Source organism: Skermanella aerolata KACC 11604 (assembly GCF_000936425.1).
In the GTDB taxonomy this organism is placed as follows: Bacteria; Pseudomonadota; Alphaproteobacteria; order Azospirillales; family Azospirillaceae; genus Skermanella; species Skermanella aerolata.
The window spans coordinates 15316-39463 of record NZ_AVFK01000045.1; the positions used below are offsets into that span (position 1 = coordinate 15316).

Below are 24148 nucleotides of genomic sequence, written 5' to 3' on the forward strand. Positions count from 1 at the left end.
CTCCCGTTCCTGGCGCCTTGTGTCCGGCACCGCAGTTTCAGCAAAAACCATCATGCGATGGGATGATAGGCGTTAAGCCGCCTCGTTGCGCTGCTTGCCGAACTGGGTTTCCATCAGCCGGCGGAGTTCGACGACATCAAGGTCGTTGACGAGTTCGACGTCATCGAAGCTGACGATGGTGTCCTTCGCCACCGGGCGCTTCAGCCTGACATTGTGGGCCAGGCCAATCGGCAGGGCGGCAGATTCCAGGCTGCGCGTTGCAGGAATGGCGTTGGCCCACACGGCATAGCCGCCCTCGCCGTCGAGCATTTCGCCGGCCTTCAGATCGCGCTTGGCCGTTGCCACGGCATCGCCGCGGAACTCCTTGGATGAGCCGGTTGCTTCACCCCGCAACACGGCCGACAAAACGCTGACCGAGGTCTCCAGACCGATGATGTGGAAGGGGCGCCACATCGATGCGTACCATCCGGACGGATCGGTCAGGAGCCCGTATTGCTTGAAGCAGGCGCGGGAGTATTCGTTATGCGCCTTGAAGGTCACGAAGACGCCGTAACGGATGTTGTTCAGCACCTCGCGTCCGTCCGGTTCCTGGCTCGCGGCAATGTCGACGAGACCACTACGGGCAAGGCGTCCGCCATCGGCCGCGGGGCGGAAGACCCGGGCAAGGTCGTGAAGGCCGGCGGGAGGAAATGCCAGACCATCGTCGGGGCAATCCAGGCCGGTGCCGTTCGCGACAGCCGCCATCTCGATGGCCGCCTTGGTACCGTCGGTGAACGAGTTATACATTTTCGGATTGAAGTCGCCCTTGGCCACCTCCTCTTCGGTCCATCCGAAGAAACTCCAAACGGTGTCGGGCGTCGAGTAGCGATAGCGCGGCTCGAAATTCATGCCTTTGCCCGCACTCGTCAGTTCGAAGCCGCAGGCATGGACCCAATCGACAAGTTCGCAGATCAGCGCCGGCTGGTCGCCATAGGCCATCGAGTATACCAGTCCTTTTGACCGTGCGCGCTCGGCCAGCAGAGGCCCGCAGAGCACATCAGCCTCGACATTGACCATCACGATGTGCTTGCCGTGGTCGATCGCCGCGTTGGCATGGCGGACGCCGGCGATCGGATGCCCGGTCGCCTCGATGATGCACTCGACTTCCTCGCAGCCCATCAGAGCGGCTGCGTCGTCGGTTACGCAGGTCGTCCCCTTCCTGACCGCTTCGCCCATGCTTGTGGCCGCGTAGCGTTCCTGGGGCCAGCCGACCCGCTGCATCGCCTCGCGCGCTCTCCCCACATTCAGGTCCACGACACCCACCACGTGCAGCTCCTTGATCTTCTGGGCCTGGGAAAGCACCATCGAACCGAATTTGCCGGCTCCAATAAGGCCGACCCGCACCGGCCCGCTGCTGGCAGCGCGTTCGAGGAGTTTGGTCGAGAGGTTCATCTTTTGTCCTTCCAAGGAGGTTTGCAGCCGCACCGGCAATACGGCTCCGGCGCTATTTTTGGTAGATTCGGCTGGGATTAGACATTATTCGGGCGTGTAACCGTGCATGGCACGGCTCCGCTACACGGCGGCAGTCCAGACTTCAGGCCGGTGCGATTGAAGGTGTTATGATATGAGGTGGCGACGTACAGACAATGCGCTTGTCACGCAAATTCTCTAACGGCTGGCCTTGGCATGAGTTCTTGGCGTTTCTCCCTCTGGCCCGAATTTCCGGGTCACATTCTTTTCAGCCACCTATTCCGGTCAAGCTGTGTCTTGCGAGGATGTTACGTGAGTTTGCATGCCTACGACAATTTAGATGTCCAGTGTCGTTTGTTAGGCCAGCTAAACGATCCGGGACCATCGTTCAGGTTTGGCAAGCTTCCACGCGCCTGTTCATGGCAACGTCGGCAAGCCATGCGTCGCGTTCCACCTGGATCCACTCGACGAAGGCTCGCACCTTCGACAGGCGAAGACGATCGTGGGGGCAGACGATCCACTGCGTGACGGCTGTGATCGGCGGTGGATTGACGATGGGACAGATCAGACGTCCATCGCATAGCTCCTGCCACATCAGCAGGTTGCTCTCGAGCGCGATGCCAAGGCCGCCTACCGTGGCATCGACGACCATATGGGAGCGGTCGAACAACACACGATCCCAGCGGCGGTCGGCGATGATGCCGAGAGTGTCGAACCAGTGTGTCCATTGGACCATGGACTTGACGGAATGGATCAGACGATGCTTGGGGAAGTCCGAGGGCGTCAGGCTTCCCGCTGCCGCATAGACAGGGGAGCAGACCGGAAAAAAGTGCTCTTCGGCCAGCCCCTCGACGAAGAGTCCCGGCCATTTTCCCTCGCCGTGGCGCAGATCGATATCGACATCTTCCCGGTCGAAGTTGGTCGGCTCATTGGTTCCATCTATCCGCACGTCGAGCTGAGGATGGCTCCTGATGAAGTTGCCGAGCCGGGGGAGCAGCCACTTGCTGGAAAGGCTGGGGGCGGCGCGGACGGTCAGTACCGTCACGGCCCGATAGCCGCGCAACCGGTGGGTCGCCTCGACGATCTGCTCGACTCCACCGGAAATCATCTCGAAGTAGCGCTCACCGGCTTCGGTCAGCTTGATCTGGCGTCCCACCTTGACCAGCAGGGCAGTTCCGAGAAAGAGTTCCAGCGAGTGGATCTGCTGACTGATCGCCGATGGCGTCACGCCCAGTTCCTGGGCCGCGCCGGAAACGCTGCCAGCCCTCACGGCTGCGTGAAACATGCTGATCGCGCGAAATGGAAGCATTGAAAACTCACATCTGATTTGCCAACGTCAAAGTTATCGAACCTCGACAGCGCTCAATGTTGAGGGCGGCCATCTCAGCGGCGGTGACCTTGATCCCCTTCTGGTAGGCCCAGTGACCACGTAGCTGTGCAAAATGGCCAAACTTAATCAGGGCTGCGTTCCGGACACCTCGGCAACCTGCTTCCAGAAGCCGGACTTTCGAGCGTGGCTGGCATGAAGGCGGCTGGTGAAGGCCTCGTCGGTTTCGAACGTGCCATAGTCCCGGATCAGCGTGGCGAGGGACTGGCATTCGAGAAGGTGCCGAGCGGCATGCTTGTAGCGGGACGATTTCGCACCGTCGAGCGTGTCGTCGATCATGGCCCGCCGCAGCAGGGTCGCGGCCAGCGGGTGCCGGCCCTCGATCTGGCGCGCCACCGGATCCAGCAGATAGTAGGCGTTGCCGTCGATCTCGGAAGCACGCTCGAGCACAAGCTGAGCAGCGTGGGCCGGATCCGGCCATTGATGGAAAAAGTACAGCGCCGCCGGGAAGCTTCTGAAGCCGAGGGCGTGCTGCATGGCCCAGTCCTCGGCCTCGACGTCTTTGAAACCCGGCAGCTTCTTTAGGTAGGCACGCAGGCTCCCGGAGGAAAGTCGCTCCTCGAACGCCGCCCGGCGAAGCTGCTGGGCGCGCTCTCCCTGGCCATTCGCGTCCAGTGCATCGATGTAGACCTCCTCCCAGACATCATCATGACCGCGCAGGTATCCTAATTCATATAATTCGTCATATTGGCGCGATCGGTCCGCCGGCGGTGTCGGCTTGGCCCGTTCCAAGGCGGCAAAGGCTTCATTCGCCCGACCGGCAGCCAGAAGACGGCGGCCAACCGCCGCGCCGATGTAGGGACGATCCAGATCTTCCAATGGGATCAGCGCTATATAGGCATCGACATCGCCCTCGCTGTCCGCCAGTGCCTGCAGAGCCCGACGGAAGGCATCGGCGTAACGGTCCCGTTTATTCCCTCCACCAGGCCGGGAGGTCAGCGCCTCGGTCAGTCTTGTCCGGAGACGGTCGACCCCCGTCTCGCCGAGCGCCGGAAAGATCACCTGCACCAGATTGTCGAACAGGCCATAGTCGTTCTTCGAGAGTGCCGTGAAGACGCGATCCGCCAAGCTGGCCGGATCAGGCCGCGCCATCTCGGCAATGGCCGCAAGATTGTCGCAGGCCGTGTGGAAGACGTCCCCGACCGAGCCGTTGCTGTCATCGACGCGATTGAAGACCGGCTCGGCGAGGTCCATGAACCGCCACATCAGGTCCAGTGCCAGGTCCGGTCGGGTCTGGGCAATCCGCTCGGCGATCATCACCCGCTGCTGATCAAGATCCTTCAGGAATTCCCGGCGCTTCTGCCAGTCGACAAAGGATCGGGCGTTCCGCAGGGCAGTGAGGCGCTTACCGACTTCGGCGGCGAGAGCGTCGCCACCGCCGGTCTGCTCGGCCAGCTCCAGGCGCAGACGCCGTTTGATTTCAGCATTGCCGGCCGCGACCTCGATAAGGATGGCGGCAAGGCGTTCCGGGCCCAGCGCCGCAAGATTGTCCAGGTTGAGGGTCTTCTTCGACGCCATTCCGTCATCGTCTCCAGATGTCTTCGAACCGGCTGCCTGCGATCCGGGTGTAGTGGACGGTGTGCTTTGGATCGCGGTGTCCAAGGTAGGGTTCCGTCAGGTTTCGCGCCAGCTTGCCGTCGGGCGGAGGATTGGGGTAGACGAGCCCTTCTGATGAAGGGAGATGAAGAATGCCGTGCCCGCATTGCTGCTCGGCCAGGACGACGGAGCGCTCGGACCGGACGGCACATGGCTATCGGCGTTTCCGGTGCCGGGGCTGCGGGCGGGGCTTCAATGAGCGGACCGGCTCGGTGCTGAACCGGCTTCAACTGCCAATCGACGTAGTTTTTCTGATCGTGCTGTGGAGGTTGCGGATGAAACTCAGCCTGCGCGACCTGGCGGAGATCCTGCTGCTGCGCGGCCTGGTGTTCAGCCATGAAGCGATCCGCGACTGGGAAGCCAGGCTGGCGTCGCTGCTCACCGATGCATTGCGCCAGCGCCGCAGGGGCAAGGCTGGCCGCAGCTGGTATGTCGATGAAACGTAGAATTGCGGTAGGAATGCGCATTACTGCGCACCCCCCGCACAGATCCGTACGTGCGGTAGAGTAGGGCGTCGGCGAGTTACCATCAGGCACTTTTCCGGCGCCCTCTCCCCAAACTGGACGTGAGTCTTTCGGTCTCATCCAGCTTTCCAGTGCCTCGTCCTCGTCCGCTTGCCACGATCAGAGTAGACGGTCATCACTGTTTCGGCTGTCGCCATTACGGCTACCTCCCAGCTTTGACTATCGAGGCACCTGCGGCCCTTCGCCATGTGGACGGCTTTCCCGTCCTCGGACTACTACGACCGCTCCGTCGCCATGGGCCTCGCGGCCCGAAGGCGATCCCGTGTCCGTGCGGGTCGAACGTGATAGCGCGACTTAGGCCCCCTGTTCGTCCCCTTGAACGACCTCGCTGGCCGTCGCTCGGCAGGGGGAGTTTTGGGCAGCGAAAGTGAAACCGCCCTATCCTGCCGACCGCGCCCTTACATGCCGTGGCGCGGAATGTGCGTTTCCATCGCTGGTGACTGGGGTTCAAGCAATCCATCCTTAGCCATATCGCACGGGCCTTGCGGGGCATTGGGTCTGGCATGTTCGCCCGAACCCCCGCTTCATCGTCATGCTCTTGTCCCCCATAGACTTTCGCCATAAGGTTAGACGATTGACCCAGAAGCATCTCTCCCAGCTTCTCCTGCCTGCGGCAGGGATTCGACCCGCCGTTTTTCACGGCGCACGCATTCCCGCATACGGCTCCCACCTCGGGTGTCTGACGGCAAAGCGTTGCTGCGGCCAAGGGTAAAGGATGCGCGGTTTGGGGAGCCAGTCGTGGGCGATCCTGGCGATCCTCTCCCACGTCGAGCCGTCCTTCTGGCTTCGTCGCCGCAGCGTGCGTCGCCAGAGGTCGATGACGTGGTAGCGGAACGCCTCCAGAGCACGGCTGTTGGTCGGCACGGCATGGTAGTTATTGTAGCCGATGACGACCTGCCTCAGCCACCTTCCCTGTCGGGGAATGGACTGGTGCATCCGCCGTCGCAGTTCCTCCTTGATCTCCGTGAGCTTCGCCTGCATTCGGTCGCGGCGGGTCTTTCGATGGATTTGGAAGTCTCCCCGGCGCGTCCTGCCGCAGATGAACGTAAAGCCCAGGATGGTGAAGGTTTCCGGTTTGCCGAGCCCGCGCCGCTTTCGGTTGGCCGCCGCGAAGTGGCCGAACTCAAGCAGGCGGGTCTTGTCCGGATGCAGCGACAACGCGAACTCCTGTAACCTCTCGCGCATGGCCTCCCAGAAGCGCCGGGCGTCTGCCTCGTGTTCGAAGCCGACCACGATATCGTCGGCGTAGCGCACGATGATCATGTCGCCGGTTGCCTCTCGTTGTCGCCTGACTAAGGCGCTCCGCACCAGGGATGACCTGTGCCGCCGCTCAGGATTTGGCGCGAGACCTGACGGAACCCTTCGATGCGGCACATCGCTTCTGCCGCGCCTTCGACGAGGTCCGCAACTTCCTGCGATCGGCCAGCTACATCAACCAGAACGTCTCCCTCGCCCACCGCCGGACCATTCACGTGCAGCGCGTGGCCGCGCTGCGAGACCTAATCTCCGTCGCTTGATACAGCTTCTGGTAAACATCAGCCTTTCCCTTGCTCAACTTGCCCCGAAAACTGACAGAACCCTCACACGCTGGCAATGCGCAGCGGAACGTCGGAGATCCAGATTGAGGACACCATGCCGCCTTTTTCCTACGCATCATGGGATCATCCCTCCATCGAAAGTGACCCGTCGATTCCCGCCTAAAACAACGGATCGGCGGGTGCATCCAGTTCGAGCACGCCTTGGCGTGGAGCTGCATGGACATAGTGGTAGCGGTAGGATTTCACCCGGCCTGAGCCGATCTGCTCGCAGTGCCATGACGAGAGCCCGCTGGCGGCCACCATGTCATCGAAAGCCTGCCGAGTTTCCTCGCGCAGTTTGACCTTCTGCCGGGTGGTAAGTGCCGCATAGTCCAGGCCCGACAGTTCGGCCACGGCGTCAACGTCTATCCAAGTATAGTTGTTCTGGGAATCGATGGCTGGCCACAGGCTCTTCGCATAGTCGGACTTGAGCTTGAAATAGACCTCCGAATCCACCGAGACGAGCGTTTTGGCTTCGAACATCTCCTTCACCCAGGCGCCGTAGCGCACGCGAACGGGCGAATCCAGCTCAACCCCGCTCCACTCGATCTCGTTGAGCAGGTTGTCGCTGAAGCCGGGGCCGGCCAGCCGCCCGCGCGTCGAGGCGGCCTGATACTGATCGAACGTGCCGGTATAAACGCGGAAATTGACCTTGCGCATCTCCTCGAAGGTGCGCAGCACTGTGCCGAGGTTGTTGACATGCGCCGAGCGGCCAGAAGCTTTCAGGATCTCCCGCCATGTCGTGATGGTATGATAGTAGACCAACGTCGGCTTCGGAGCCTTCAGGCCGACCTGACTGATGTTGGGATTGTAGAGTGGGTTCGGCTCCTCGGTACGCTTGGCTCTGAGCTTGAACAGGGCGTACAAAGCGTCGCGGTGCTGGGAACCCAGCTCGCGCCCGCTGACCTCAACGACCGTGTGCGGCCGGAACTCGTAGACTCGCTTGAAATTGCTGTCTGTGATCAGGTTTTTTTTGCGCGGAGCAAAGGCGGCGGTGCGGGCGAGCTTGGACGGCATAACTGAAGGGGAGGAGCGGCCCCGACGGTTCTGCTGCATCTTCTCGAAGCGGTCGAGCCGCTTGCGCTCACGCTCCGTCAGAGTGTCCCGTGGCATCTAGCCCCCGCGAAAGTGACCCGTTGATTCCGGCACGCCATGCAAATCGGCCCGGATCAGCATAGCGAAGCTACCGTAACACCGGGAATAGACGGGTGACTAGCGGGAATCGACGGGTCACTTGTCAAAAATCCGGTATTGATCATAGGTCCATGCAGTCTACGACGGAGAGAACGGGTCACTTCTGCTTCGAGGGTGAAGCCGCTGTGGATAACCGACGTTTCACCGGAATTGACGGGTCATAATTGGGAATCAACGGGTCAGGTTTGGGAGAGAACGGGTCACAATTGGGAATCAACGGGTCATTTCCACCCTGTAAATCATTGATCTTGAGAGAGGATTTTCGCAAAGACTCTCTGAATAGACAGTCTATAGACTGAAAAAGAGGTGTAGCTGTGGATAACTTCAGCGTCGGCCCCTGACTTCCAGCTGGTTCACCACGCGTTTATGAGCCAGCAATCCCTTCGATGACACCCAAGCTGCTCTTGATGATCAGTCGGCACATCGACAATGTCAGCCTTCGTCTCGCATCGCTGCTGGTAGTCGCACTTGACGACGTTGACGATTCGATCCGTCCGCCCGTCCTGGCGCTCGCTCCAGTCTTTCAAATCATCGATGGCTGCCTCAAGCCATTCGATCCCCTAGTCAAGTGTACCAAGATGTTAATGATTAGAAGAAGTAATTGGATCATGGTATGCAACTTATACGGATCGTGCTTTGCCAACTTTTCAAAATAGACTCGGTTCTTGGATCAGGACCTCCAGCACCTCGCCCTCATAAATCATCGACTGCCCGCCACAGGTAAATCTGCCTGTCATTGATGCGCACCAGCGTCTCATCAAGATGCCAGCACGAATTGGGCTTGCACCGCATAGGGTGCTCGGTTTTGAACTGTCCACCGGCCGTTTGATATCGTTGCCGAGGGCTGGTTCGATATTCCAACGCAAATTCTAAGCTTGCCAGCACGACTCTCAGCGGGGATAGTTGCTCGTCAACAAACCGTTGACACCGTCAACGGTTTCGATCTAGGAAGAACTCATGAAGCAACTGCTGGTGCTCGGGCCAAAGGGAGGCGTAGGCAAAACGACTGTAGTCCGCAATCTCGCTGTTGCTGGGGTACTGTCAGGTTTGCGCGTGATCGTGGTTGACACCGATCGCCAGCGTACCCTCACCCGCTGGTGCGAGCGGCGACCCGAAAGTCTCCCTCTGATCCAGCACATCTTCTATCCCTTCAAAGACGTTACTGAAGGGTTTGAGGATGATGACAGTTACGACTTGATGATTGTCGACACACCTGCCTCCGTGGAAGACAACCCTCGGGGTCTGCGCGCCATGGTTGACGCAGCCGACTTCGTCCTGCTGCCGACCGGTGCCAGCGGCGAAGATATGGACAGCCTGAAGGAAACGCTCGATGCACTGCGCGCGACATCCGCTCGCCAAGGCATCGTCCTGAATGCTGCCAAGCCCAGGCTTACTGAAACCATCGTTGCTCACCGCGCATTATCGGCGGCGATTGATGTTGGCCCCGTGATTCCAGACCTTGCCGAGGTGCCTCGAACCTATGACGCCGGCATCGGTGTGCTCGAACTGCGGGGCGCTAAGACGGCAGACGCTGTCTGGACGCTCTGGGCCTTCGTCTCCCAACGGCTGGGGATCAGCGCATGAAGATCGGTGAAATCCAAACCGTTAAGCTGGACAAACCCGGTGCCCGCTACGGTGAAGAATTTTCAGAGAATGGCAAAGTGGTGTTCAAGAGCCGTGAGAGTGCGGTTTCTGAAATTCATCGCCTTTGGAACAACGCCCAGCAGCACTTCGTGTCCATCGGTCGATGGCTGAACGCTGCCAAGGATGCCCTGCCCCACGGCGAGTATGAACAGATGGTCGTTGAGCAACTCCCGTTTTCACCGTCCATCGCTCGGCAGCTCCGCACGGCAGCTGAATTCGTTGATAGTGGAATCATCCCCCGGGAACAACTCCCCGACTCATATGCGACGGTCTACCAGATCGCTACCCTTCCTAAACCTATACTGGAGGAAGCAAAGCAGAAAGCGATGATCCGGCCCAGCATCACTAGACGGGAGCTGACGGAATTGAAACGCCTGCATAAGTCGTCCTCATCTGTCCCACATGTCGACATGGCCAAACTGATAGAGCGCCGACGCCGCCTGTTGGTGGAATTGCTGAAAATCAGGCGACAAATGAAAGATGCCAATTCACGAATTTAAAGGTTTGAACACCAACTCCGGTGTTGGTCACGGCAGTAAGCTTTGAACGTTGTAGATCCACCAGCTCAGATAGCAGACCGCTCCCTTGTAGCTTCCTGGTCAGGCGTGAACGGCGTTAGCTTTTGGATCACTCTGATCAGAGTACAACAAGGCACTGTGTCCGCGGGACAGCGTCTGATCGTCTGGATCACGGACGACACCGTTGCCACTTGGGGCAACACGCCATTGCCAGTTTCGAATCAAGAAGACATTCGCGTTCGGCGCGCAGTCTGATTGACCAGGGGTTTTTGAGTAGCAGGGTTTCTGGTGCGGCTTGATCCCGAAGGAGCTGAAGCATGAGCGATCAGTGGCAATACCAAGTGCGGATTGATTTGGCTGCCGAGCCTGCGGAAATCGCACGGCGCGATTCTGGCAACCCCGCACTTGGGCCCTTGATGGACATTCTCGTCAGGCACTGCGCGATCGCGAAGTGCCAGTTCGACGCCTTTGCCAACTACGTTGCCGTAGCTGAGCGGCACGGGATCGAGAGCTATCCGCTTTATCAATGGACAAAAGCGACGATCGAAGATCCTGTGAAGAAGGCGAAGCAGCTTAAATCCTTCACCCTGTATGTCCAGGGCTGTGAAGTGTACAGCAAGGATAAAGCTGACGCTCTTGAAGCAGATTTGCAGCCACTGGTGGGCGGCAGGTTGATCTCGCGACTGTCGAAGCACGCCACCAATCCCGCGAGTAACCCGCAGCCACCAGCACACTATCGCAAGTAATGCTTCGACGAGGTGAACGGTTCCCCGTTTCCGGCCCGGCAGTGCCATATGCCCCCGCCGACATCAGTGGGCAGCCGGGATCATCGGAATGCATTAAACCAAGTTCCCCTATTCTGCCTGTGGAGCCCAGCGGCGATCACTTTGCCTGAGTGGACCAATGTCCAGCGAGAGCGACCTGAACAAGCGGATCGCGACCATACGCCCCGAGCTTCGCGGCGGAACCTGCGTGTTCGTCACGGTGTCGCCGGGCGGCGCCAATTCCCTTGGGCTCGGTGCAGTGATGTCGTTTCCCTAGTGTCCCGTTTCAGAAATAGCTATACATAATTCTGGTACCGTGGTTCACTTTCCCAATACCGGGATTTGGGAGGTTGGCATGGCCTGGGGAGCCGCGGTTCACATTGACCTGAACGAGGCAGAGCGGAACGAACTGGAGGCGCGGGCGCGCCGCCGGAAGACCGCCCGGGCGGATGCGATGCGGGCACAGATTGTTCTGCTCTCGGCGGAGGGTCTGAGCAACGTTGCCATTGCCGACCGGCTCAACATCACCCGCCTGACGGTGGCGACATGGCGCAAGCGTTTTGCCGAGCGGCGGCTGGACGGCCTGGCGGAGGAACCCCGTCCGGGCGCGCCACGGAAGATCGGCGACGACAAGGTCACCGAGGTGGTGACGACGACCTTGGAGGCACTGCCGCCCACCGCCACTCACTGGAGCACGCGCTCACTGGCCAGGGCTTCCGGCCTGTCGGCCTCCAGCGTGCATCGCATCTGGCGGGCCTTCTCCCTGCAGCCCCACCGCAGCGAGACCTTCAAGCTCTCCACCGACCCGCTGTTCGTCGAGAAGGTCAGAGACATCGTCGGCCTTTACCTGGCCCCGCCGGAGCGTGCCCTGGTGCTGTGCGTGGATGAAAAGACGCAGATCCAGGCCCTTGACCGAACCCAGCCACTGCTTCCTCTGAGCCCAGGGCAGATCGAGCGGCGCACTCACGACTACGAGCGCCACGGCACCACGTCCTTGTTCGCCGCACTAGAAGTGAAGGCAGGGACGGTGATTGGCCGGTGCATGCCGCGTCATCGGGCAGCGGAGTTCCGCAAGTTCCTGGACGAAGTTGAGCGTAACGTGCCGACCGACCTGGACATCCACGTCGTGATGGACAACGCTTCCTCCCACAAGACCAAGCTGATCCGCGATTGGTTCGCCAAGCGGCCACGCTGGCATGTCCATTACACCCCGACTTCGGCATCCTGGATCAATCAGGTCGAACGGTTCTTCGGGCTCCTCACCGACCAGCAGATCCGGCGCGGCGTGCACCGCTCAACCCAAGACTTGGAGGCATCGATCACCGCCTACATTGACGACCGCAATGCTGATCCCAAGCCCTTTCGGTGGACCAAGTCCGCCGACGATATTCTTGCCTGTATCGAACGGTTCTGCCGCCGGACCATCGATGTCCAATCCAAATGTGATTAGAAACTTCTGAAACGGGACACTAGGACACAACACCACTCCGTCGTTGAGCCCTCATCACCATAAGGGCGAGACGCTGCGGACGCTGCCGATGGGATGTTACGAAACATCAGCGCGGCCGATCCCGACAGGATGCTGGAGCACTTACCCACAGACTTGGGGGATATGTCTGTGGAGATCCGAGACCAGCCGGTCATTTGTTGCCGCTTCGTTCCAACTGGATCGTTTGCAGGGTCTTGTCCAGTCGGAACGAACCAGCACGGGCGAGATCCTGGACGATACCCGCCGCCTGCGGCGACCACGCCACGCGTCAGGCGTCCATCTCCGCGCGGGCGAACCGGCACTTCGCTTTCCCGACAGCCAAGCCGGCACCCTGTGCCATGGACAGGCGAGTGGAGCGAAGTTCTCGTTTCGGGAGTTTCCACTCCGTCGAGGATCACCACATCGTCCCCACCGAGCCGCTGCCGAAACCCCGCTGACCGGGGACGACGGGCGTCGCGCCCTTGCGCACGACCCAAAGATCCCGGTCCCTTTGCGGTTCACGCCAGGCATGGTTATGGTGGCTGTGCACCATCCGCGTGAGGGTGTCCCGATGATCCAAAGAATTGTGTCCGCATCGTAAGTTCCGATTTCGGATGAGGATCTATCTGTTTGAGGAGAGCTGGTCAGACCACCTGGGAAAGAAGGTGAAGCTTGAGGTCGAGCAGGGCGACCAGCGTCAGGTTGGGCGGTACGGAGCCGTTTCGGAGTTCGGCAAGTGCATCATCGAGATAAAGGATCTCGCTCCGGATGTCCTCGCTCTCGGACGCGAGGCCATGGACGCCTCCGGCGTCCGAAAGGTCGATTTCCACATGAAAGACGTGAACGATCTCGGTGAAGGCACCGGGAGAAACCAGGTAAACCGGACCAGGACGCAGCAATCCTGCCGGGATCTTCAGCCCGGTTTCCTCCTCGGCTTCCCTCAGGGCCGTATCGGACGCGCTCTCGCTGGTGTCGATCATCCCCGCGATGGTCTGAAGCGGCCAAGGATCGACGCCGGCGGCGTAGGCGCCCGCTAGGAACTGCCGGACCAGCAGAACCTTCCCGGTGGCAGGATCATAGGGCAGCACGGCCACGGCATGGCCGCGGTCGACGATCTCTCGCACGACCGGCGCGGACATGACGCCATCGAATTTTTCGAACGACAGCGTGTAGCGGTTGACCCGGAGCCAGCTATTGAAGAGGGTTTAACGGACTAATGACGGATTTTACATAACCTGGAAGAATTCACAGTCTTAGGTCTTGATGGTCCCCCCTCTTTCTCACTGTCCCCGGTGCGGTAGTCGCAGCCTAATCTGGTACGGCATCGTCGCAGGCAAGCAGCTGTGGCGGTGCAAACGGTGCCGCTACCAGTTCACTCGTCTTGAAGGGCACGATACGCCCGAACCAACCAAACGCGCCGCTGTCAGCCTGTACGGCTACGGTCTGTCGTTCAATGCTGTGGCCCACCTGCTCGGCACCACGGCGCAGTCGGTGCTGCGCTGGGTGTGCAGCTATGTTGATCGCTGCTGCGCCAAGCCGCCGCCGGAAGATGCGGTGGTGATCGAGCTCGATGAGATATGGCATTGCCTGCAGCGCAAGGACAACAAGGTCTGGATCTGGAAAGCCTAAAATCGTGCGACTGGACGGCTGGTTGACTGGGAATGCGGTGACCGTGACGAGCGGACCTTCCGGCGACTGTTCGAGCGTTTCGCGCGCTGGCAAGGGCGAGACGGTCGCCTTAGAACGCAACAACGGCCAGCAGTGGCATTGGACAGCGGCTCTGCGGCGGCGCTCCATCGTCGTCTCCAAGTCTCTTGCCATGATCGAGCGCCGGGTCGCCCTGTTTGCCCAACTGCACGTCAACAAGGAGGCTGCTCCTGAAATGTACAAGCTACCCATTCAGACCGGCAAGTTCTTCGCAATCAACTAAAATGCAACATTAGGCCGTTAAACCCTCACAGCGGGTGTGACGGGCGACGCTCCACCACTGTTCAAGGAACATCTGGCCGACAAATCTCGGATTGCCATGCAGGGCGACCGGGATGTTCCATGCCTTGTCCAAGTCGACCTCGCCGGTGAGAGCTCTGATAGGACCGGAGAAGCCAGGATTATCGAGGTACATGGCGGCGTTACCATCCTCAGCAGCCCTACGAAGCTGACACGCCCTCAAGGTTGCCCAACAACCAATTCAAGTGGCAGAAAAACCGGTGGATGAACTTTTCGGAACTTGGAAGCGTGACTGCGGTTGTAACTCCGCAGCCCCCAGGGAGACCGGACGATGGACAAGAAGAGCGTCACCGAAACAGCGGCCGATGCGGCGAAGGTCGTCGTCGGAATAGCGGCGATGGCCGTGGATGCCCTCGCAGGTGCTGATCGCCCGGAAACCGATGCATCGGATCAGCAGTCAGGCAAGGCCCGGGAAGAACAAAGCCGTTCCGAGATGCCACAGCCGAGCGGTGGGGAATCGGGTGGCGGGGGAACCGCATCCATCGCGGGTGCGGGTTCTCCGGATGTGACCAGCGCCGAGGCTCGGAGTTCGTCCGGCACGATCGACATCAACAAGGCCAAATTCGATGAGTTGGTATCTCTGAAGCATATCGGCCGGGGTCGGGCCAAGCGGATCATAGCCAGTCGGCCGTTCCGGTCGGTAGAGGATCTCGCCTCCCAGGGCATCGTGCCGGCGGAGGTTCTGGTCACGCTCCGCAGTCGCCTGGCTTTGTGACAGGCGGCGGCGCCAGTATCGGAGTGACGGCGCTTCGCCTGTCTGGACGGACTTTCCGGCTGATCGTCCGCTTGCGGGGGGCATCCCCTTTGATGGGATCGAAAGGAAACCGACAGGATGGTCTTGCGACTGCGAGTGTTGGCAATGAGCCTTAACCAGCGGCCAGGTGCCATTGCTCACAAAGCCGCGGAATTCGCTCATTGCCTATGGTAGGTTGAAGCCTCCCTGAGGTGCAGAGCCAGGACAATGGCAGGAAACACGGCAAACGAAGGCAGACGGCGCGAGAGCCGTTGGAGGATTGCGGCGTTCCTGTTGCTGCTGCCTTTGGTCGCGATGCGGTTCACGAATGAAGTGAACTGGGATGAGACCGATTTCACTGCCTTCGGCGCGATGCTGGCCGTCGCCTGCGGCACCTGCGAGCTGGCGGCGAGGATGACGGGCAACAGCGCGTACCGGACTGCCGTCGGTGTTGCGGTCGCGGCGGCTTTCATCCTTATCTGGATGAACCTTGCCGTTGGCATCATCGGGACTGAGGACAACTCCGCCAACCTGATGTTCGGCGGAGTGCTCGCTGTCGGCATTGTCGGTGCCGTCATCGCACGCCTCCGGCCGCAGGGAATGGCCCGCGCGTTGCTCGCGACCGCGCTCGCTCAAACGCTGGTCGCCGTGATCGCGCTGATCGCTGGATTGGGCTCCACGGGGCCAGGCTGGCCAGGGGATGTCCTGCCCCTGACCGGGTTCTTCACCGCGCTGTGGGTCGGATCAGCATTGCTGTTTCAGAAAGCGGCGCGGGAGCAGGTTCCCATGGGTTCGGCGTGGTAGGTCGACCCGCGACGTCCGCTTGCTACCCAAAGCGGACCCTCACCGCTTCATCAAAGGGTGGGATGAGTAAATCCAGGACTGTCAGCCGCGCCGAGCCGCCTCGATCGCGGCGACGTCAATTTTCGTCATATCCATCATCGCATCAAACGCGCGTTTGGCTTCATCGCCGCCGAGCGCCAGCGCCTCGGTCAGCACGCGCGGCGTGATTTGCCAGGAAACGCCCCATTTGTCCCTGCACCAACCGCATGCACTTTCCTGGCCACCATTGCCGACGATGGCGTTCCAGTAGCGGTCAGTCTCTTCCTGATCGTCAGTCGCGATCTGGAATGAGAAGGCTTCGTTATGTTTGAACGCGGGCCCGCCATTGAGGCCGAGACAGGGGATGCCGGCGACGGTGAACTCGACTGTCAGCACGTCGCCCTCCTTACCGGATGGGTAGTCGCTGGGAGCACGGTGGACGGCACTCACCGAGCTGTCAGGAAATGTCTCGGCGTAGAAGCGGGCAGCGGCCTCGGCGTCCTTGTCGTACCATAGGCAGATCGTGTTCTTGGCAACTGTCATTGCCTGTCCTCTCGCTTTTGAAGCCAACTCTGGCCCGGTCTCCTATGCCCTCGGAGGCGTTTCATGTCAGCCTCAACGGTACACCACGACGAGAGAATGCACTCGCGCCATCTGACGTTCCGCCAGCAATACCTGAAAGGTTGTAGCGGTATGAGAGTTGCCGCTTCCAAAACCAGATGCGGGCAGTGACGCAATCAGGCCGACGATCCGCTCTGGGTCGAAATGGTTCATCGGCCCAATGTCGACTCCTGGCGAAAAGCGGCCACTTCGGACCCAGGCGCCCGCCGGGCGACGGCTTGTCCACACACCCTAGCGCCGTACCGCCTGATCCGAAGCGCCGATGGCCGGGCGAGGCCGCCATCGAGCGGCCGACCAATTCGTCCGCGATCGTCGTCAAGAGGCATCGCAGGGAGCCGCCTGCAAGCCGGTCGCCGTGCCGCCGGGAGTCAGAGGTGCTGAACCGGCTGAAGGCGGGTGGATGCCACTTGACGCCCACACCCGAAGAACACCCTGTCGGCTTCCCTTTGCTCCCAAGGGAGCGGAGGGAATGCCTCCCCGGCGAGGGACTTCCTGCTTCCTGCTTCCTGCTTCCTGCTTCCTGCTTCGCTTTCTTTGTTCGGTGGCTGGCGGTGCATCTGGTGCGGGTGCTTGGCCATAACCGCCTGTGCGGTACCAGGGTTTGTGTCACAGGAGCCGCATGGCCGTCATGCCTTCACATGAGGGCCATGCGGCAGCGCGGCACGCGAGCGCGTTGTAATGACAGGCAAAACGCCCCTTAAGCCCAATACGTTTCCAGCCGGCGCTTTTGCATTCTGTTAATATCGAAATTGGAGGGGTCCAGCCATTGTTCATAGGCAGTTCGGAGGACTGGCCACTCCTTGTCGATAATCGAGAACCATGCCGTATCGCGGTTCTCGCCCTTGACGATGAGGTGCTGGCGGAAAACTCCCTCTGGCTGAAAGCCAAACCGAGTCGCGGCACGCTTTGAAGGTTCGTTGCGGTTGTTGCACTTCCACTCATAGCGGCGGTAGCCCAGCTCTTCGAAGACGTACTTCATGAACAGGAACTGCGCTTCGGTCGCGGCAGGCCTGCGCGAGATCAGCGGTCCCCAGTAGATATTGCCAATCTCGATCACCCCGTTGGCTGGGTCGATCCGCATCAGAGACTGCCTTCCCGCCGCCTGTCCGCTGACCTTGTCGATGACAGCGAAGAACAGGGGGTCTGTGCCGCGCCCGGCTTGATCGACCCAGGCCAGAAAGTCTTCGCGGTTGGTCGGGGGATACTCGTAAAGCCAGGCAAACTTGGCCTCGGCGTCCGGTACGGCTGAGGCCGTAAAGAGGCCATGGCCGTGCGCGGCGGCGCTCAGCGGTTCGAGCCTCACGTAATACCCCTCCAGCACCACGCGCTCAGGACGCGGGCGGGGCTGCCAATTTTGAAGGTTCTCGGACATGGTTCCTTACGCTCGGTCAGGTGTGTGCTGGGCCAGGCATAACGAAGCGGAGCACTACAGACATCAGCGGTCACCCGAAGTTTCGATAAGGTTACTCCGTGGAAAAGCAGAACGTCCAGACCGAAAATCGGGAGCACAATTCATGGGAGGAGCATTTTGCATCGCGTACTCGTTATCGGTTGCTCCGGCTCCGGCAAGAGCACGGTTGCACGCGAGCTGGCCAGGATCACGGGCTTGCCGGCTGTTCATCTCGACCAGCATTACTGGCGTCCGGACTGGACGGAACCTGACAAGGCCTTATGGGCCGCTGAGATTGCCTCACTTGTGGCCCAGCCTCGCTGGATCATGGACGGGAATTACAGCGCCACCCTTGCCGGGCGGCTCAGTCGTGCGGATACCGTCGTTTTCCTCGACATGCCAACGACGTTGTGTCTCTGGCGGGTGCTCTGTCGAACGCTGCGTCATATCGGCCGCACGCGCGATGACATGGCCAAGGGCTGTTTAGAGCGCTTTGACTGGTCCTTCCTGAAGTATGTCTACAACTATCAGCGTGACCGCAGACCGCAAGTGCTGAAGGCTCTTGATGGCTTCACAGGCACAGTGGTCATTCTGAGGAACCCATCCGCCGTCGCTGGCTATCTCACCGGAATGAGGCGGGAAAGGCTCACCGCTGCATGAAGGGCGATCCGGCGCATCAACGGCGACGTCCTGTGGTCCCGCCAATTGCTCTTCAGCCAGCAATCATGCGCTTAAGCGCGAGGCCCGCAGGATCATGGCGGCTACCTGCCCGATCGGATCCCGACCTGCTTATCCACGGCAGAACCTTCTGTCAACTCTCAAACCACCGTTTGAGAGTGGACAAAGCGCAAAGACGGCTTAAAGTGGCCAACCAAGAGAAGGGAGTGGCAAGCATGAAAAGAGATATGGATTTAGTAAGGAAACTGCTTTTCTACTTCGAAGATAAGCAGTCTTTTTCGGTGGATCAGAACGTCACGATTGATGGCTATAGCGAGGATGAAATTGCTTATCATTTAGTTTTGATAGCTCAAGCTGGATTTATAGATTTCGAACCTCAACGAAGTAGTTCAAACCCTGATCGCATCTATAAGGTTTACCCGTTTGGTTTAACATGGAAAGGTCATGAATTCTTAGAAAACGCCAAAGATGAAAATTTGTGGAATAAATCAAAAGAAAAAGTTCTTGGTGTTACAGGTGGCCTAAGTGCGGATGTATTGGGAAGTCTAATAAAATACTATGCGAAAGAGAAGCTTGGGATTCCGGTATAAGCGTGGTTGCCTTCGTCGCTTATTCCCGTGTTTCAACCGACCGCCACGGCAAAAGCGGCCTTGGCCTCGACGCTCAACGCTCCGCCGTGGCAGGCTTCGTGGCGGGCAGGGGTGAACTGGTCGCGGAGTTCACCGAAGTAGAAAGCGGTCGGAAGAATGACCGGCCCCAGCTCGCCGCTGCGCTTGATCTCTGCCGCCGTCAGAAGGCCATGCTGGTGATTGCCAAGCTCGACCGGCTGGCGCGCAACGTGGCTTTCATCTCCCGACTGATGGAAAGCGGTGCGGAGTTCGTCGTCGTGGACAATCCCCATGCTACCAAGCTCCTGATGCACATGCTGGCCGCTTTCGCGGAACATGAGCGGGATCAGATTTAGCCTTCGCACCACGGCTGCCTTAGCCGCCGCGAAGGCGCGAGGTGTTCAGCTTGGTAATCCCAACCCGGCAGCAGCCGCCGCGCTCGGTCGGGCCGTGCTGGCGGCAGAGGCCGCGCCGACGCGCGAGAAGGCCCTTCCCATCATCCAAAGGCTGAAAGGCGAAGGCATGACCCTACGGGCCATCGCGGCCGCGTTGACGGCCGAAGGAGTGCCGCCGCTACGTGGTCGGGCATGGCATCCTGAGACATTGCGGAAGCTGCTGGCAGGCTAAAGGCAAAGTTGCAGCAGGAGAATCATTGATTGCAGTAAGGTTGGGCATCAACTATAGGCATTGTGCTACAAAGCATCATTGAGCGGACTTAGCTAAGGGCTTTTGAGTGTTCTACACCCTTATTGATACGTGTGACCTTGCCCCCGTGCAGCGCCTCCCATAGCCGGGTAAGATCGGCGAGAGGATGGAGGCGGAATGACGAAATCAACACGGGCGCGCTACACGCTGGAGTTCAAGGAAGAAGCCGTTCGTCTGGTCACCGGTGGCGAGCGGGTGGCGACGGTCGCCAGGAATCTCGGCCTGTCGGAGCAGACGCTGCATAACTGGATCAAGGCGGCGGGTAATGGCGGATTGAAAAGTTCTGCTACACCGGCAGTCAGCGCAGAACAAACTCTGTCCTGGATGTCAGTGCCAGAGGATTTCATCAATACCTGGGCCGCGAGAAAATGCCCGACAAAGACGCGGGACGTGTCAGTGACATGGCCCTGCTGACCCACATCAAGGCGATCCATGCCGAAACCAGGGGCGCCTATGGGTGGCCGCGGATCTGGCGCGAGTTGCGGCAACGAGGTCTTCGGGTCGGTAAGGAACGGGTGCGCAAGATGATGCACGACAACGCCATTCGGGCGCGGTCAAAACGGAAATACAAAGCGACGACCGACAGCAATCATGGCTTGCCGGTCTCGGACAACCTGCTGAACCGTAACTTCCAGCCGGAGCACCCGAATCTGGTGTGGACCGGCGACATCACGTATATTGCTACGCAGGAAGGCTGGTTGTACCTGGCCGTCGTCATCGACCTGTTCAGCCGGCAGGTGGTCGGCTGGGCGATGGGCGAGCGCATGACACGACACCTCGTGATCGACGCCCTGACCATGGCATGGTTCCGGCGGCAGCCGGCGAAAGGTTTGATCTTCCATTCGGATCAAGGCTCGCAATATGCCAGTACCGATTTCCAGGCAACCTTGCGCCGCTACGGCATGCGCGGATCGATGAGCCGCAGGGGCAATTGCTGGGACAATGCGGTGACGGAAACGCTTTTCGGCTCGTTGAAGGTCGAGCGACTTCACGACATGCGTTTTGAAACACGGCGCCAAGCCAAAGATGAGGTTGTTGACTGGCTGATTTTCTACAGTCGGAACAGAATGCATTCTACCTTAGGCTACACAAGCCCAATGGCGTTCGAGGAAAATTGGCGTCGCCAGCAGGAAACGTTGGCGGCATAACTCAGGCGCTATGGGAGGCGCTGCACGGGGGCAAGGTCACATTTAGTTGCCTACGTTACGGATTGCTATTGTCGAGGGCTACTGGCCTATGACTCCGCTGCGCGGCGGCAGGTTGCGCAGATCTAAGAGTTAGCCCTGCTGCTCAGATCTGTCGAAGGTTGCAACCACAGCTCGTCAAGCCCAATAGTTTGATTTCCTCACAGATCCTTCCAGCTTATGGCTGGGATCTCAAGGGTGTCTCCTGATAGTCCTTCACAGGAAGATGATATTCTTTCTTCTTCAAGAATGGCCCTGAAGTGGTCGATCGTACTAAGAACACGATCTCTTTCATATCCACTCACCATCTGACTCAACCAAGTTAGATCCTCAATAGCTCGGCGGATTTGGTTGTGCATGATTGGCGTCTCTGTGATTCAACCGCCATTCATTTCAGTTGTACAGCAGGGCTGTTTCATCAGCCAACAACCAACTTTAGGTAAGTGGTAGAACTGACGATACCTATCTTGTGAGGTAACTCAAGCGGAGGCTTATGATTTCATCCTCGTTCGGCCATGCCTCTTGATTGGAGATGCGATCGATGATCTTCAGCACCTTCTCCCGCTTGTTTAAGTCTGAGGTAGCAAAAGCAATCAGCCTAAGATCGTTGATAACACGACGGGTTCGAGTTTCCATGGTAGATGCAGCCGGTCAGATTACGGATCGAGAAATAACAAGCGATTGAAACGCTTCACTGCAGAGGCTGAGGTCACTCAGGTTGATGTCATAGAAATTTCTCCTGTACAACACTTTAGTTGCATATTATACATTTTTTGATAATATTTTCTTAACAAAACGACAACGAAACACTAGTAATTGATAACATAATTTTATAATTTTTTTATAATTTCAAAACTGCTAGTCAAGTATTCACATGAAACCGTGCCGCCTTTAATGAAAGTCACATTTGTCCGAAAACGGCCGATACCGGACAGATCGCCTGGGCGCCAAGCCGATCTGAACTTCGGGATCGATCAGCCGCAGCCAGATCACGGTGATCAGCTTCAGGTGTTCCTTGCTGATGTAAAGCGGCAGTTCGGCCAGGATGGCGCGCAGGGCATCCGGACCGCAGGAAGCGAGAACCTGCAGGTCGAGCTTTTTCTGAGCGACAAGGTTCTCGTTGCTGGCGTAGGTGCCGCACTCCGACATCAGGTTCAGTTCATCGACCTGTGACGAAAGTGTCATAACTTGGCTGGTCAGAGTTCAGACGTGCATGGGGGCTTCGGCATGGTTTGGTGGATCATGCCGATGGCCGGTTACCCCAAAGTTAAAATGTTGAAGCCGACCCTGGGTGACCAAGGCCGGCTTTTTCCATGGGGCACCGGCTATCTTCAAGATGCCACTACAACGAGTATAAACACGCAAATGACTCCGACGATGATGCCGGGCCATGGGATAACAAGACCGCCACCGAAATCCATAACAGCTCCTTCAGGTCAGTTTCATAAAGGCGAGAAAAGTTGTCGTGATGATCATCAAGCCGATGGGCTGAATATCTGCTTGGCAGCGCTTGGTCGTGCCGTCCATTGGCTTCTTCATGGCAGTTGCGAAATGTTCTCAGTTGTGATTATTGTGAGTAGTGCAATCGTCCAGCCAGCCAGATAAAGGAACGTCTCCACAATCGTGCAGACATAGCCCGACCTTCTCCGTGTCGGCGTTGGCTTTTGCCGTGTCCCTCCGCGTGTCCCTGATGTGGACACGGTCGTCATGACGAGTCTGGCAATCGTCATGACGGTGGCGTCTAGATAGACTCTGTGCATCCTGCCTTAGGCGAGCAGGACAGTGCCGGACAACGAGCATGGTTCTGGGCTCGGAACCTGGCCGGCATGGGGTCAGATGAGCGCCACAAGAAAGTCTTCGAGCACCTGATCGATGCCACTTGCACGTCGCAGATCGCCTGTCGAAGAAGACATCAGCTTTGACACCGCCCGATCGTATACGGCGATATTGACTTCACCGTTCAGGCGCGATGGATAGATGATTCCATCGACGGCAGCGGGATGTGAGTAGATCGCAAGCGACCATTTGCGGGCTAGCCACTGTGTTCGCCCGCGAACGACGTCGGAGGGAATGCCCATCCGCAACGGGCCATCACCGCGTAGATTGACCAAGCGCAAGGGAGTCGCGGTCTGAACCTGCGAATAGAGCCGATCATCGATCTCGACCTCCTCGATTTCAACGTCGCCGACCACACCGTCGCGGGCATCACGCAGGATCGTCTCGACGAAGCAGACTTTCAGCGAAGAGCCGAGATAAAGCACCCCGAAGCGATTATCCGGCGCGCGCCGCCGCGGATCGCTGAAGCGAGAGGCATTTTTACCGAAGCCAAGCGGTTCTGGATAGGCGCAGCGGTGGATGCGCCCGAACGAGTGGCCAGTAGTGATCGTCTCAATATCGAGCTTCCCTCCGGCAAAAGCTGTAGTCGGCGCCGGACCAGCCACTAAGCGAAGTCGCCGCGAGCAAGACTCTCCGCCACATCAAGGACGCGGACAGTATCACCCCTTCGCAGAGCGTCCTTCGCGGTTGACCCACGCAGTGCATTGTGGCGCTGTGTCAGGAACCGGTAGACGCCCCAAGGGCTGGATCCGAGGATCTCGAACAGCCGCGGCAGCGCCTCGAATGCCTTGCCATCTTCGTCGACCTGCCAAGCTGGAAAGCGATAGCCGCGCTTGGCACCATCAAGCCCAAGAAGCTCATGCTTCTGTCTCCGGGCATTGACAGTGACGCGCGACACCCCGAGACGCTCAGCGAAAGCATCGGCGTTTAACATATCCTCCTGGTCGAGGATTTGCGCCGCGCGAATGCGGCCGCGCGCGCGCGCGGCGTCGAAAGCCCGCTCGATCTGATCCGTGTCATCCGAGGCTGTCTGAACCTGCTCGATGCCTGCGAGCGGTTCAATCTTGTAATTGCCGGCGGCATCGACCTTGAAGGTGAAGCCATCAGCTTGACCGCTTTTCTCGCTACGACGGATGACTCGGCCGAGCACCTCGGCGATCTTCTGGACAGTGTCGACCTTCGGCGACAACGTTTTTAGCACATCGGGGGCGAGCGTTACAGCAAGGTTTTGCTCGCGCATCCGACCAGTCGCGCTTTTAAGCACGAGCGAACCTCCGACTCGCCTAGTCCGTCCGCCTTTACTCGTTCTCTGCAAGTTCTTCATGCTGATCATCGCTGCCTCCTTCCTGTGGAAGGTGGCTAAATTTGGCAAGGGCGTCAAGTCCGTTAAGTTGGTTAAGGAATGATACACCTGCGGAGATGATTACCATTGGTGAATAGGTT

At 59.1% G+C, this 24148-nt stretch carries 27 protein-coding genes and 1 pseudogene; 15 read left to right on the forward strand and 13 right to left on the reverse strand.

The features are described 5' to 3' along the window. Positions 1-72: 72 nt before the first annotated feature. The 3 genes from N826_RS32180 to N826_RS32190 all read right to left on the reverse strand — a co-directional run bounded on the left by N826_RS32180 (position 73) and on the right by N826_RS32190 (position 4354). Positions 73-1464 (reverse strand): NAD(P)H-dependent oxidoreductase, encoded by a 1392-nt coding sequence (locus N826_RS32180; protein WP_244619765.1) that lies wholly within the window; start codon positions 1462-1464, stop codon positions 73-75. A 373-nt stretch (positions 1465-1837) separates the two neighbouring features. After that, complete coding sequence (locus tag N826_RS32185; RefSeq protein ID WP_211099438.1) at positions 1838-2734, reverse strand: LysR substrate-binding domain-containing protein; 897 nt, start codon at positions 2732-2734, stop codon at positions 1838-1840. Positions 2735-2905: 171 nt separating this feature from the next. Next, entirely contained in the window at positions 2906-4354 is a 1449-nt protein-coding gene (locus N826_RS32190) for a DUF6880 family protein (protein ID WP_044435830.1), read from the reverse strand. Positions 4355-4707: 353 nt separating this feature from the next. On the opposite strand from N826_RS32190, the gene N826_RS43580 reads away from it, so the two are divergent. After that, positions 4708-4878, forward strand: a complete 171-nt coding sequence (locus N826_RS43580; protein ID WP_157599383.1) for a hypothetical protein — start codon at positions 4708-4710, stop codon at positions 4876-4878. Between the two features lie 714 nt (positions 4879-5592). Here N826_RS43580 and N826_RS32200 read toward each other — a convergent pair. Continuing rightward, entirely contained in the window at positions 5593-6330 is a 738-nt protein-coding gene (locus N826_RS32200; RefSeq protein ID WP_282183080.1) for a reverse transcriptase domain-containing protein, read from the reverse strand. Here N826_RS32200 and N826_RS32205 point away from each other — a divergent pair. After that, positions 6270-6473, forward strand: coding sequence for a hypothetical protein (locus N826_RS32205; protein ID WP_157599384.1), 204 nt, complete (start codon positions 6270-6272; stop codon positions 6471-6473). The two genes, N826_RS32200 and N826_RS32205, sit on opposite strands and share 61 nt — an antisense overlap. 180 nt (positions 6474-6653) lie before the next feature. On the opposite strand, the gene N826_RS32210 is transcribed toward N826_RS32205, so the two are convergent. Together N826_RS32210 and N826_RS45480 are read right to left on the reverse strand one after the other, a co-directional pair. Beyond that, positions 6654-7646 carry a hypothetical protein gene (locus N826_RS32210; RefSeq protein WP_044435832.1) on the reverse strand — a complete coding sequence of 331 codons (993 nt, stop codon included), beginning with the start codon at positions 7644-7646 and terminating at the stop codon, positions 6654-6656. Between the two features lie 774 nt (positions 7647-8420). After that, the gene (locus tag N826_RS45480) at positions 8421-8519 is read right to left on the reverse strand and encodes a DDE-type integrase/transposase/recombinase (RefSeq protein WP_373866660.1); all 99 of its coding nucleotides are present in this window, start codon (positions 8517-8519) and stop codon (positions 8421-8423) included. A 165-nt stretch (positions 8520-8684) separates the two neighbouring features. Between N826_RS45480 and N826_RS32220 the strand changes: the two genes are divergently transcribed. From N826_RS32220 to N826_RS32235, 5 genes are all read left to right on the forward strand, one after another. After that, positions 8685-9311 carry a ParA family protein gene (locus N826_RS32220; RefSeq protein ID WP_044435834.1) on the forward strand — a complete coding sequence of 209 codons (627 nt, stop codon included), beginning with the start codon at positions 8685-8687 and terminating at the stop codon, positions 9309-9311. Beyond that, positions 9308-9871 carry a DUF3102 domain-containing protein gene (locus N826_RS32225; RefSeq protein WP_052832435.1) on the forward strand — a complete coding sequence of 188 codons (564 nt, stop codon included), beginning with the start codon at positions 9308-9310 and terminating at the stop codon, positions 9869-9871. Before N826_RS32220 ends, N826_RS32225 begins: the two co-directional genes overlap by 4 nt. Before the next feature lie 335 nt (positions 9872-10206). Further along, on the forward strand, positions 10207-10635 hold the full coding sequence (locus tag N826_RS32230) for a hypothetical protein (protein ID WP_044435835.1): 429 nt from the start codon (positions 10207-10209) through the stop codon (positions 10633-10635). 157 nt (positions 10636-10792) lie between these two features. Continuing rightward, entirely contained in the window at positions 10793-10930 is a 138-nt protein-coding gene (locus N826_RS43590; protein WP_157599385.1) for a hypothetical protein, read from the forward strand. A 78-nt stretch (positions 10931-11008) separates the two neighbouring features. Next, positions 11009-12103, forward strand: a complete 1095-nt coding sequence (locus tag N826_RS32235; RefSeq protein ID WP_044435836.1) for an IS630 family transposase — start codon at positions 11009-11011, stop codon at positions 12101-12103. Between the two features lie 662 nt (positions 12104-12765). On the opposite strand, the gene N826_RS32240 is transcribed toward N826_RS32235, so the two are convergent. Beyond that, positions 12766-13287 (reverse strand): NUDIX domain-containing protein, encoded by a 522-nt coding sequence (locus N826_RS32240; protein WP_280178508.1) that lies wholly within the window; start codon positions 13285-13287, stop codon positions 12766-12768. 97 nt (positions 13288-13384) lie between these two features. On the opposite strand from N826_RS32240, the gene N826_RS43600 reads away from it, so the two are divergent. The 4 genes from N826_RS43600 to N826_RS32260 all read left to right on the forward strand — a co-directional run bounded on the left by N826_RS43600 (position 13385) and on the right by N826_RS32260 (position 15665). Further along, on the forward strand, positions 13385-13750 hold the full coding sequence (locus N826_RS43600; RefSeq protein ID WP_147041249.1) for an IS1 family transposase: 366 nt from the start codon (positions 13385-13387) through the stop codon (positions 13748-13750). Between the two features lie 4 nt (positions 13751-13754). Then, positions 13755-14051, forward strand: a complete 297-nt coding sequence (locus N826_RS40780; protein ID WP_052832439.1) for an IS1 transposase — start codon at positions 13755-13757, stop codon at positions 14049-14051. Positions 14052-14399: 348 nt separating this feature from the next. Further along, positions 14400-14843: a ComEA family DNA-binding protein gene (locus N826_RS32255; protein ID WP_044435838.1), complete on the forward strand. Its 444-nt coding sequence runs from the start codon at positions 14400-14402 to the stop codon at positions 14841-14843. Positions 14844-15089: 246 nt separating this feature from the next. After that, complete coding sequence (locus N826_RS32260) at positions 15090-15665, forward strand: hypothetical protein (RefSeq protein WP_044435840.1); 576 nt, start codon at positions 15090-15092, stop codon at positions 15663-15665. A gap of 81 nt (positions 15666-15746) precedes the next feature. Here N826_RS32260 and N826_RS32265 read toward each other — a convergent pair whose 3' ends face one another. From N826_RS32265 to N826_RS32270, 3 genes are all read right to left on the reverse strand, one after another. Beyond that, complete coding sequence (locus N826_RS32265) at positions 15747-16226, reverse strand: VOC family protein (RefSeq protein ID WP_044435842.1); 480 nt, start codon at positions 16224-16226, stop codon at positions 15747-15749. A gap of 72 nt (positions 16227-16298) precedes the next feature. After that, entirely contained in the window at positions 16299-16457 is a 159-nt protein-coding gene (locus tag N826_RS43605) for a hypothetical protein (RefSeq protein ID WP_157599386.1), read from the reverse strand. Between the two features lie 544 nt (positions 16458-17001). Further along, positions 17002-17676, reverse strand: coding sequence for a GNAT family N-acetyltransferase (locus N826_RS32270; RefSeq protein ID WP_044435844.1), 675 nt, complete (start codon positions 17674-17676; stop codon positions 17002-17004). A 156-nt stretch (positions 17677-17832) separates the two neighbouring features. Here N826_RS32270 and N826_RS32275 point away from each other — a divergent pair, with 156 nt between their 5' ends. From N826_RS32275 to N826_RS32285, 4 genes and pseudogenes are all read left to right on the forward strand, one after another. Then, complete coding sequence (locus tag N826_RS32275; protein ID WP_044435846.1) at positions 17833-18354, forward strand: P-loop NTPase family protein; 522 nt, start codon at positions 17833-17835, stop codon at positions 18352-18354. Further along, the gene (locus tag N826_RS42200; protein WP_084721362.1) at positions 18351-18962 is read left to right on the forward strand and encodes a DUF2513 domain-containing protein; all 612 of its coding nucleotides are present in this window, start codon (positions 18351-18353) and stop codon (positions 18960-18962) included. Before N826_RS32275 ends, N826_RS42200 begins: the two co-directional genes overlap by 4 nt. A gap of 2 nt (positions 18963-18964) precedes the next feature. Then, positions 18965-19336 (forward strand): recombinase family protein, encoded by a 372-nt coding sequence (locus N826_RS45485; RefSeq protein WP_244619759.1) that lies wholly within the window; start codon positions 18965-18967, stop codon positions 19334-19336. Between the two features lie 466 nt (positions 19337-19802). After that, positions 19803-20833 (forward strand): annotated as a pseudogene (locus tag N826_RS32285) (IS3 family transposase). 927 nt (positions 20834-21760) lie between these two features. Here N826_RS32285 and N826_RS32290 read toward each other — a convergent pair. The 3 genes from N826_RS32290 to N826_RS32300 form a co-directional block, all read right to left on the reverse strand. Next, complete coding sequence (locus tag N826_RS32290) at positions 21761-22054, reverse strand: hypothetical protein (RefSeq protein WP_044435850.1); 294 nt, start codon at positions 22052-22054, stop codon at positions 21761-21763. A 647-nt stretch (positions 22055-22701) separates the two neighbouring features. After that, complete coding sequence (locus tag N826_RS32295; protein ID WP_044435852.1) at positions 22702-23310, reverse strand: RES family NAD+ phosphorylase; 609 nt, start codon at positions 23308-23310, stop codon at positions 22702-22704. Further along, positions 23310-24038, reverse strand: a complete 729-nt coding sequence (locus N826_RS32300) for an XRE family transcriptional regulator (protein WP_147041325.1) — start codon at positions 24036-24038, stop codon at positions 23310-23312. The genes N826_RS32295 and N826_RS32300 overlap by 1 nt, the downstream gene beginning before the upstream one ends. Between the last annotated feature and the right edge of the window lie 110 nt (positions 24039-24148).

What these genes read in the sequence shown, in the direction of transcription:
- N826_RS32185 (WP_211099438.1), bottom strand. Translation starts at nt 2,734, where the DNA reads ATGTTTCACGCAGCCGTGAGGGCTGGCAGCGTTTCCGGCGCGGCCCAG.
- N826_RS32225 (WP_052832435.1), top strand. Translation starts at nt 9,308, where the DNA reads ATGAAGATCGGTGAAATCCAAACCGTTAAGCTGGACAAACCCGGTGCC.
- N826_RS32235 (WP_044435836.1), top strand. Translation starts at nt 11,009, where the DNA reads ATGGCCTGGGGAGCCGCGGTTCACATTGACCTGAACGAGGCAGAGCGG.
- N826_RS43580 (WP_157599383.1), top strand. Translation starts at nt 4,708, where the DNA reads ATGAAACTCAGCCTGCGCGACCTGGCGGAGATCCTGCTGCTGCGCGGC.
- N826_RS32255 (WP_044435838.1), top strand. Translation starts at nt 14,400, where the DNA reads ATGGACAAGAAGAGCGTCACCGAAACAGCGGCCGATGCGGCGAAGGTC.
- N826_RS32270 (WP_044435844.1), bottom strand. Translation starts at nt 17,676, where the DNA reads ATGTCCGAGAACCTTCAAAATTGGCAGCCCCGCCCGCGTCCTGAGCGC.
- N826_RS32230 (WP_044435835.1), top strand. Translation starts at nt 10,207, where the DNA reads ATGAGCGATCAGTGGCAATACCAAGTGCGGATTGATTTGGCTGCCGAG.
- N826_RS32260 (WP_044435840.1), top strand. Translation starts at nt 15,090, where the DNA reads ATGGCAGGAAACACGGCAAACGAAGGCAGACGGCGCGAGAGCCGTTGG.
- N826_RS32190 (WP_044435830.1), bottom strand. Translation starts at nt 4,354, where the DNA reads ATGGCGTCGAAGAAGACCCTCAACCTGGACAATCTTGCGGCGCTGGGC.
- N826_RS32265 (WP_044435842.1), bottom strand. Translation starts at nt 16,226, where the DNA reads ATGACAGTTGCCAAGAACACGATCTGCCTATGGTACGACAAGGACGCC.
- N826_RS45480 (WP_373866660.1), bottom strand. Translation starts at nt 8,519, where the DNA reads ATGCGGTGCAAGCCCAATTCGTGCTGGCATCTTGATGAGACGCTGGTG.
- N826_RS32205 (WP_157599384.1), top strand. Translation starts at nt 6,270, where the DNA reads ATGACCTGTGCCGCCGCTCAGGATTTGGCGCGAGACCTGACGGAACCC.
- N826_RS32290 (WP_044435850.1), bottom strand. Translation starts at nt 22,054, where the DNA reads ATGACACTTTCGTCACAGGTCGATGAACTGAACCTGATGTCGGAGTGC.
- N826_RS43605 (WP_157599386.1), bottom strand. Translation starts at nt 16,457, where the DNA reads ATGAACCATTTCGACCCAGAGCGGATCGTCGGCCTGATTGCGTCACTG.
- N826_RS32300 (WP_147041325.1), bottom strand. Translation starts at nt 24,038, where the DNA reads ATGATCAGCATGAAGAACTTGCAGAGAACGAGTAAAGGCGGACGGACT.
- N826_RS43590 (WP_157599385.1), top strand. Translation starts at nt 10,793, where the DNA reads ATGTCCAGCGAGAGCGACCTGAACAAGCGGATCGCGACCATACGCCCC.
- N826_RS32220 (WP_044435834.1), top strand. Translation starts at nt 8,685, where the DNA reads ATGAAGCAACTGCTGGTGCTCGGGCCAAAGGGAGGCGTAGGCAAAACG.
- N826_RS32210 (WP_044435832.1), bottom strand. Translation starts at nt 7,646, where the DNA reads ATGCCACGGGACACTCTGACGGAGCGTGAGCGCAAGCGGCTCGACCGC.
- N826_RS43600 (WP_147041249.1), top strand. Translation starts at nt 13,385, where the DNA reads ATGGTCCCCCCTCTTTCTCACTGTCCCCGGTGCGGTAGTCGCAGCCTA.
- N826_RS42200 (WP_084721362.1), top strand. Translation starts at nt 18,351, where the DNA reads ATGAAGGGCGATCCGGCGCATCAACGGCGACGTCCTGTGGTCCCGCCA.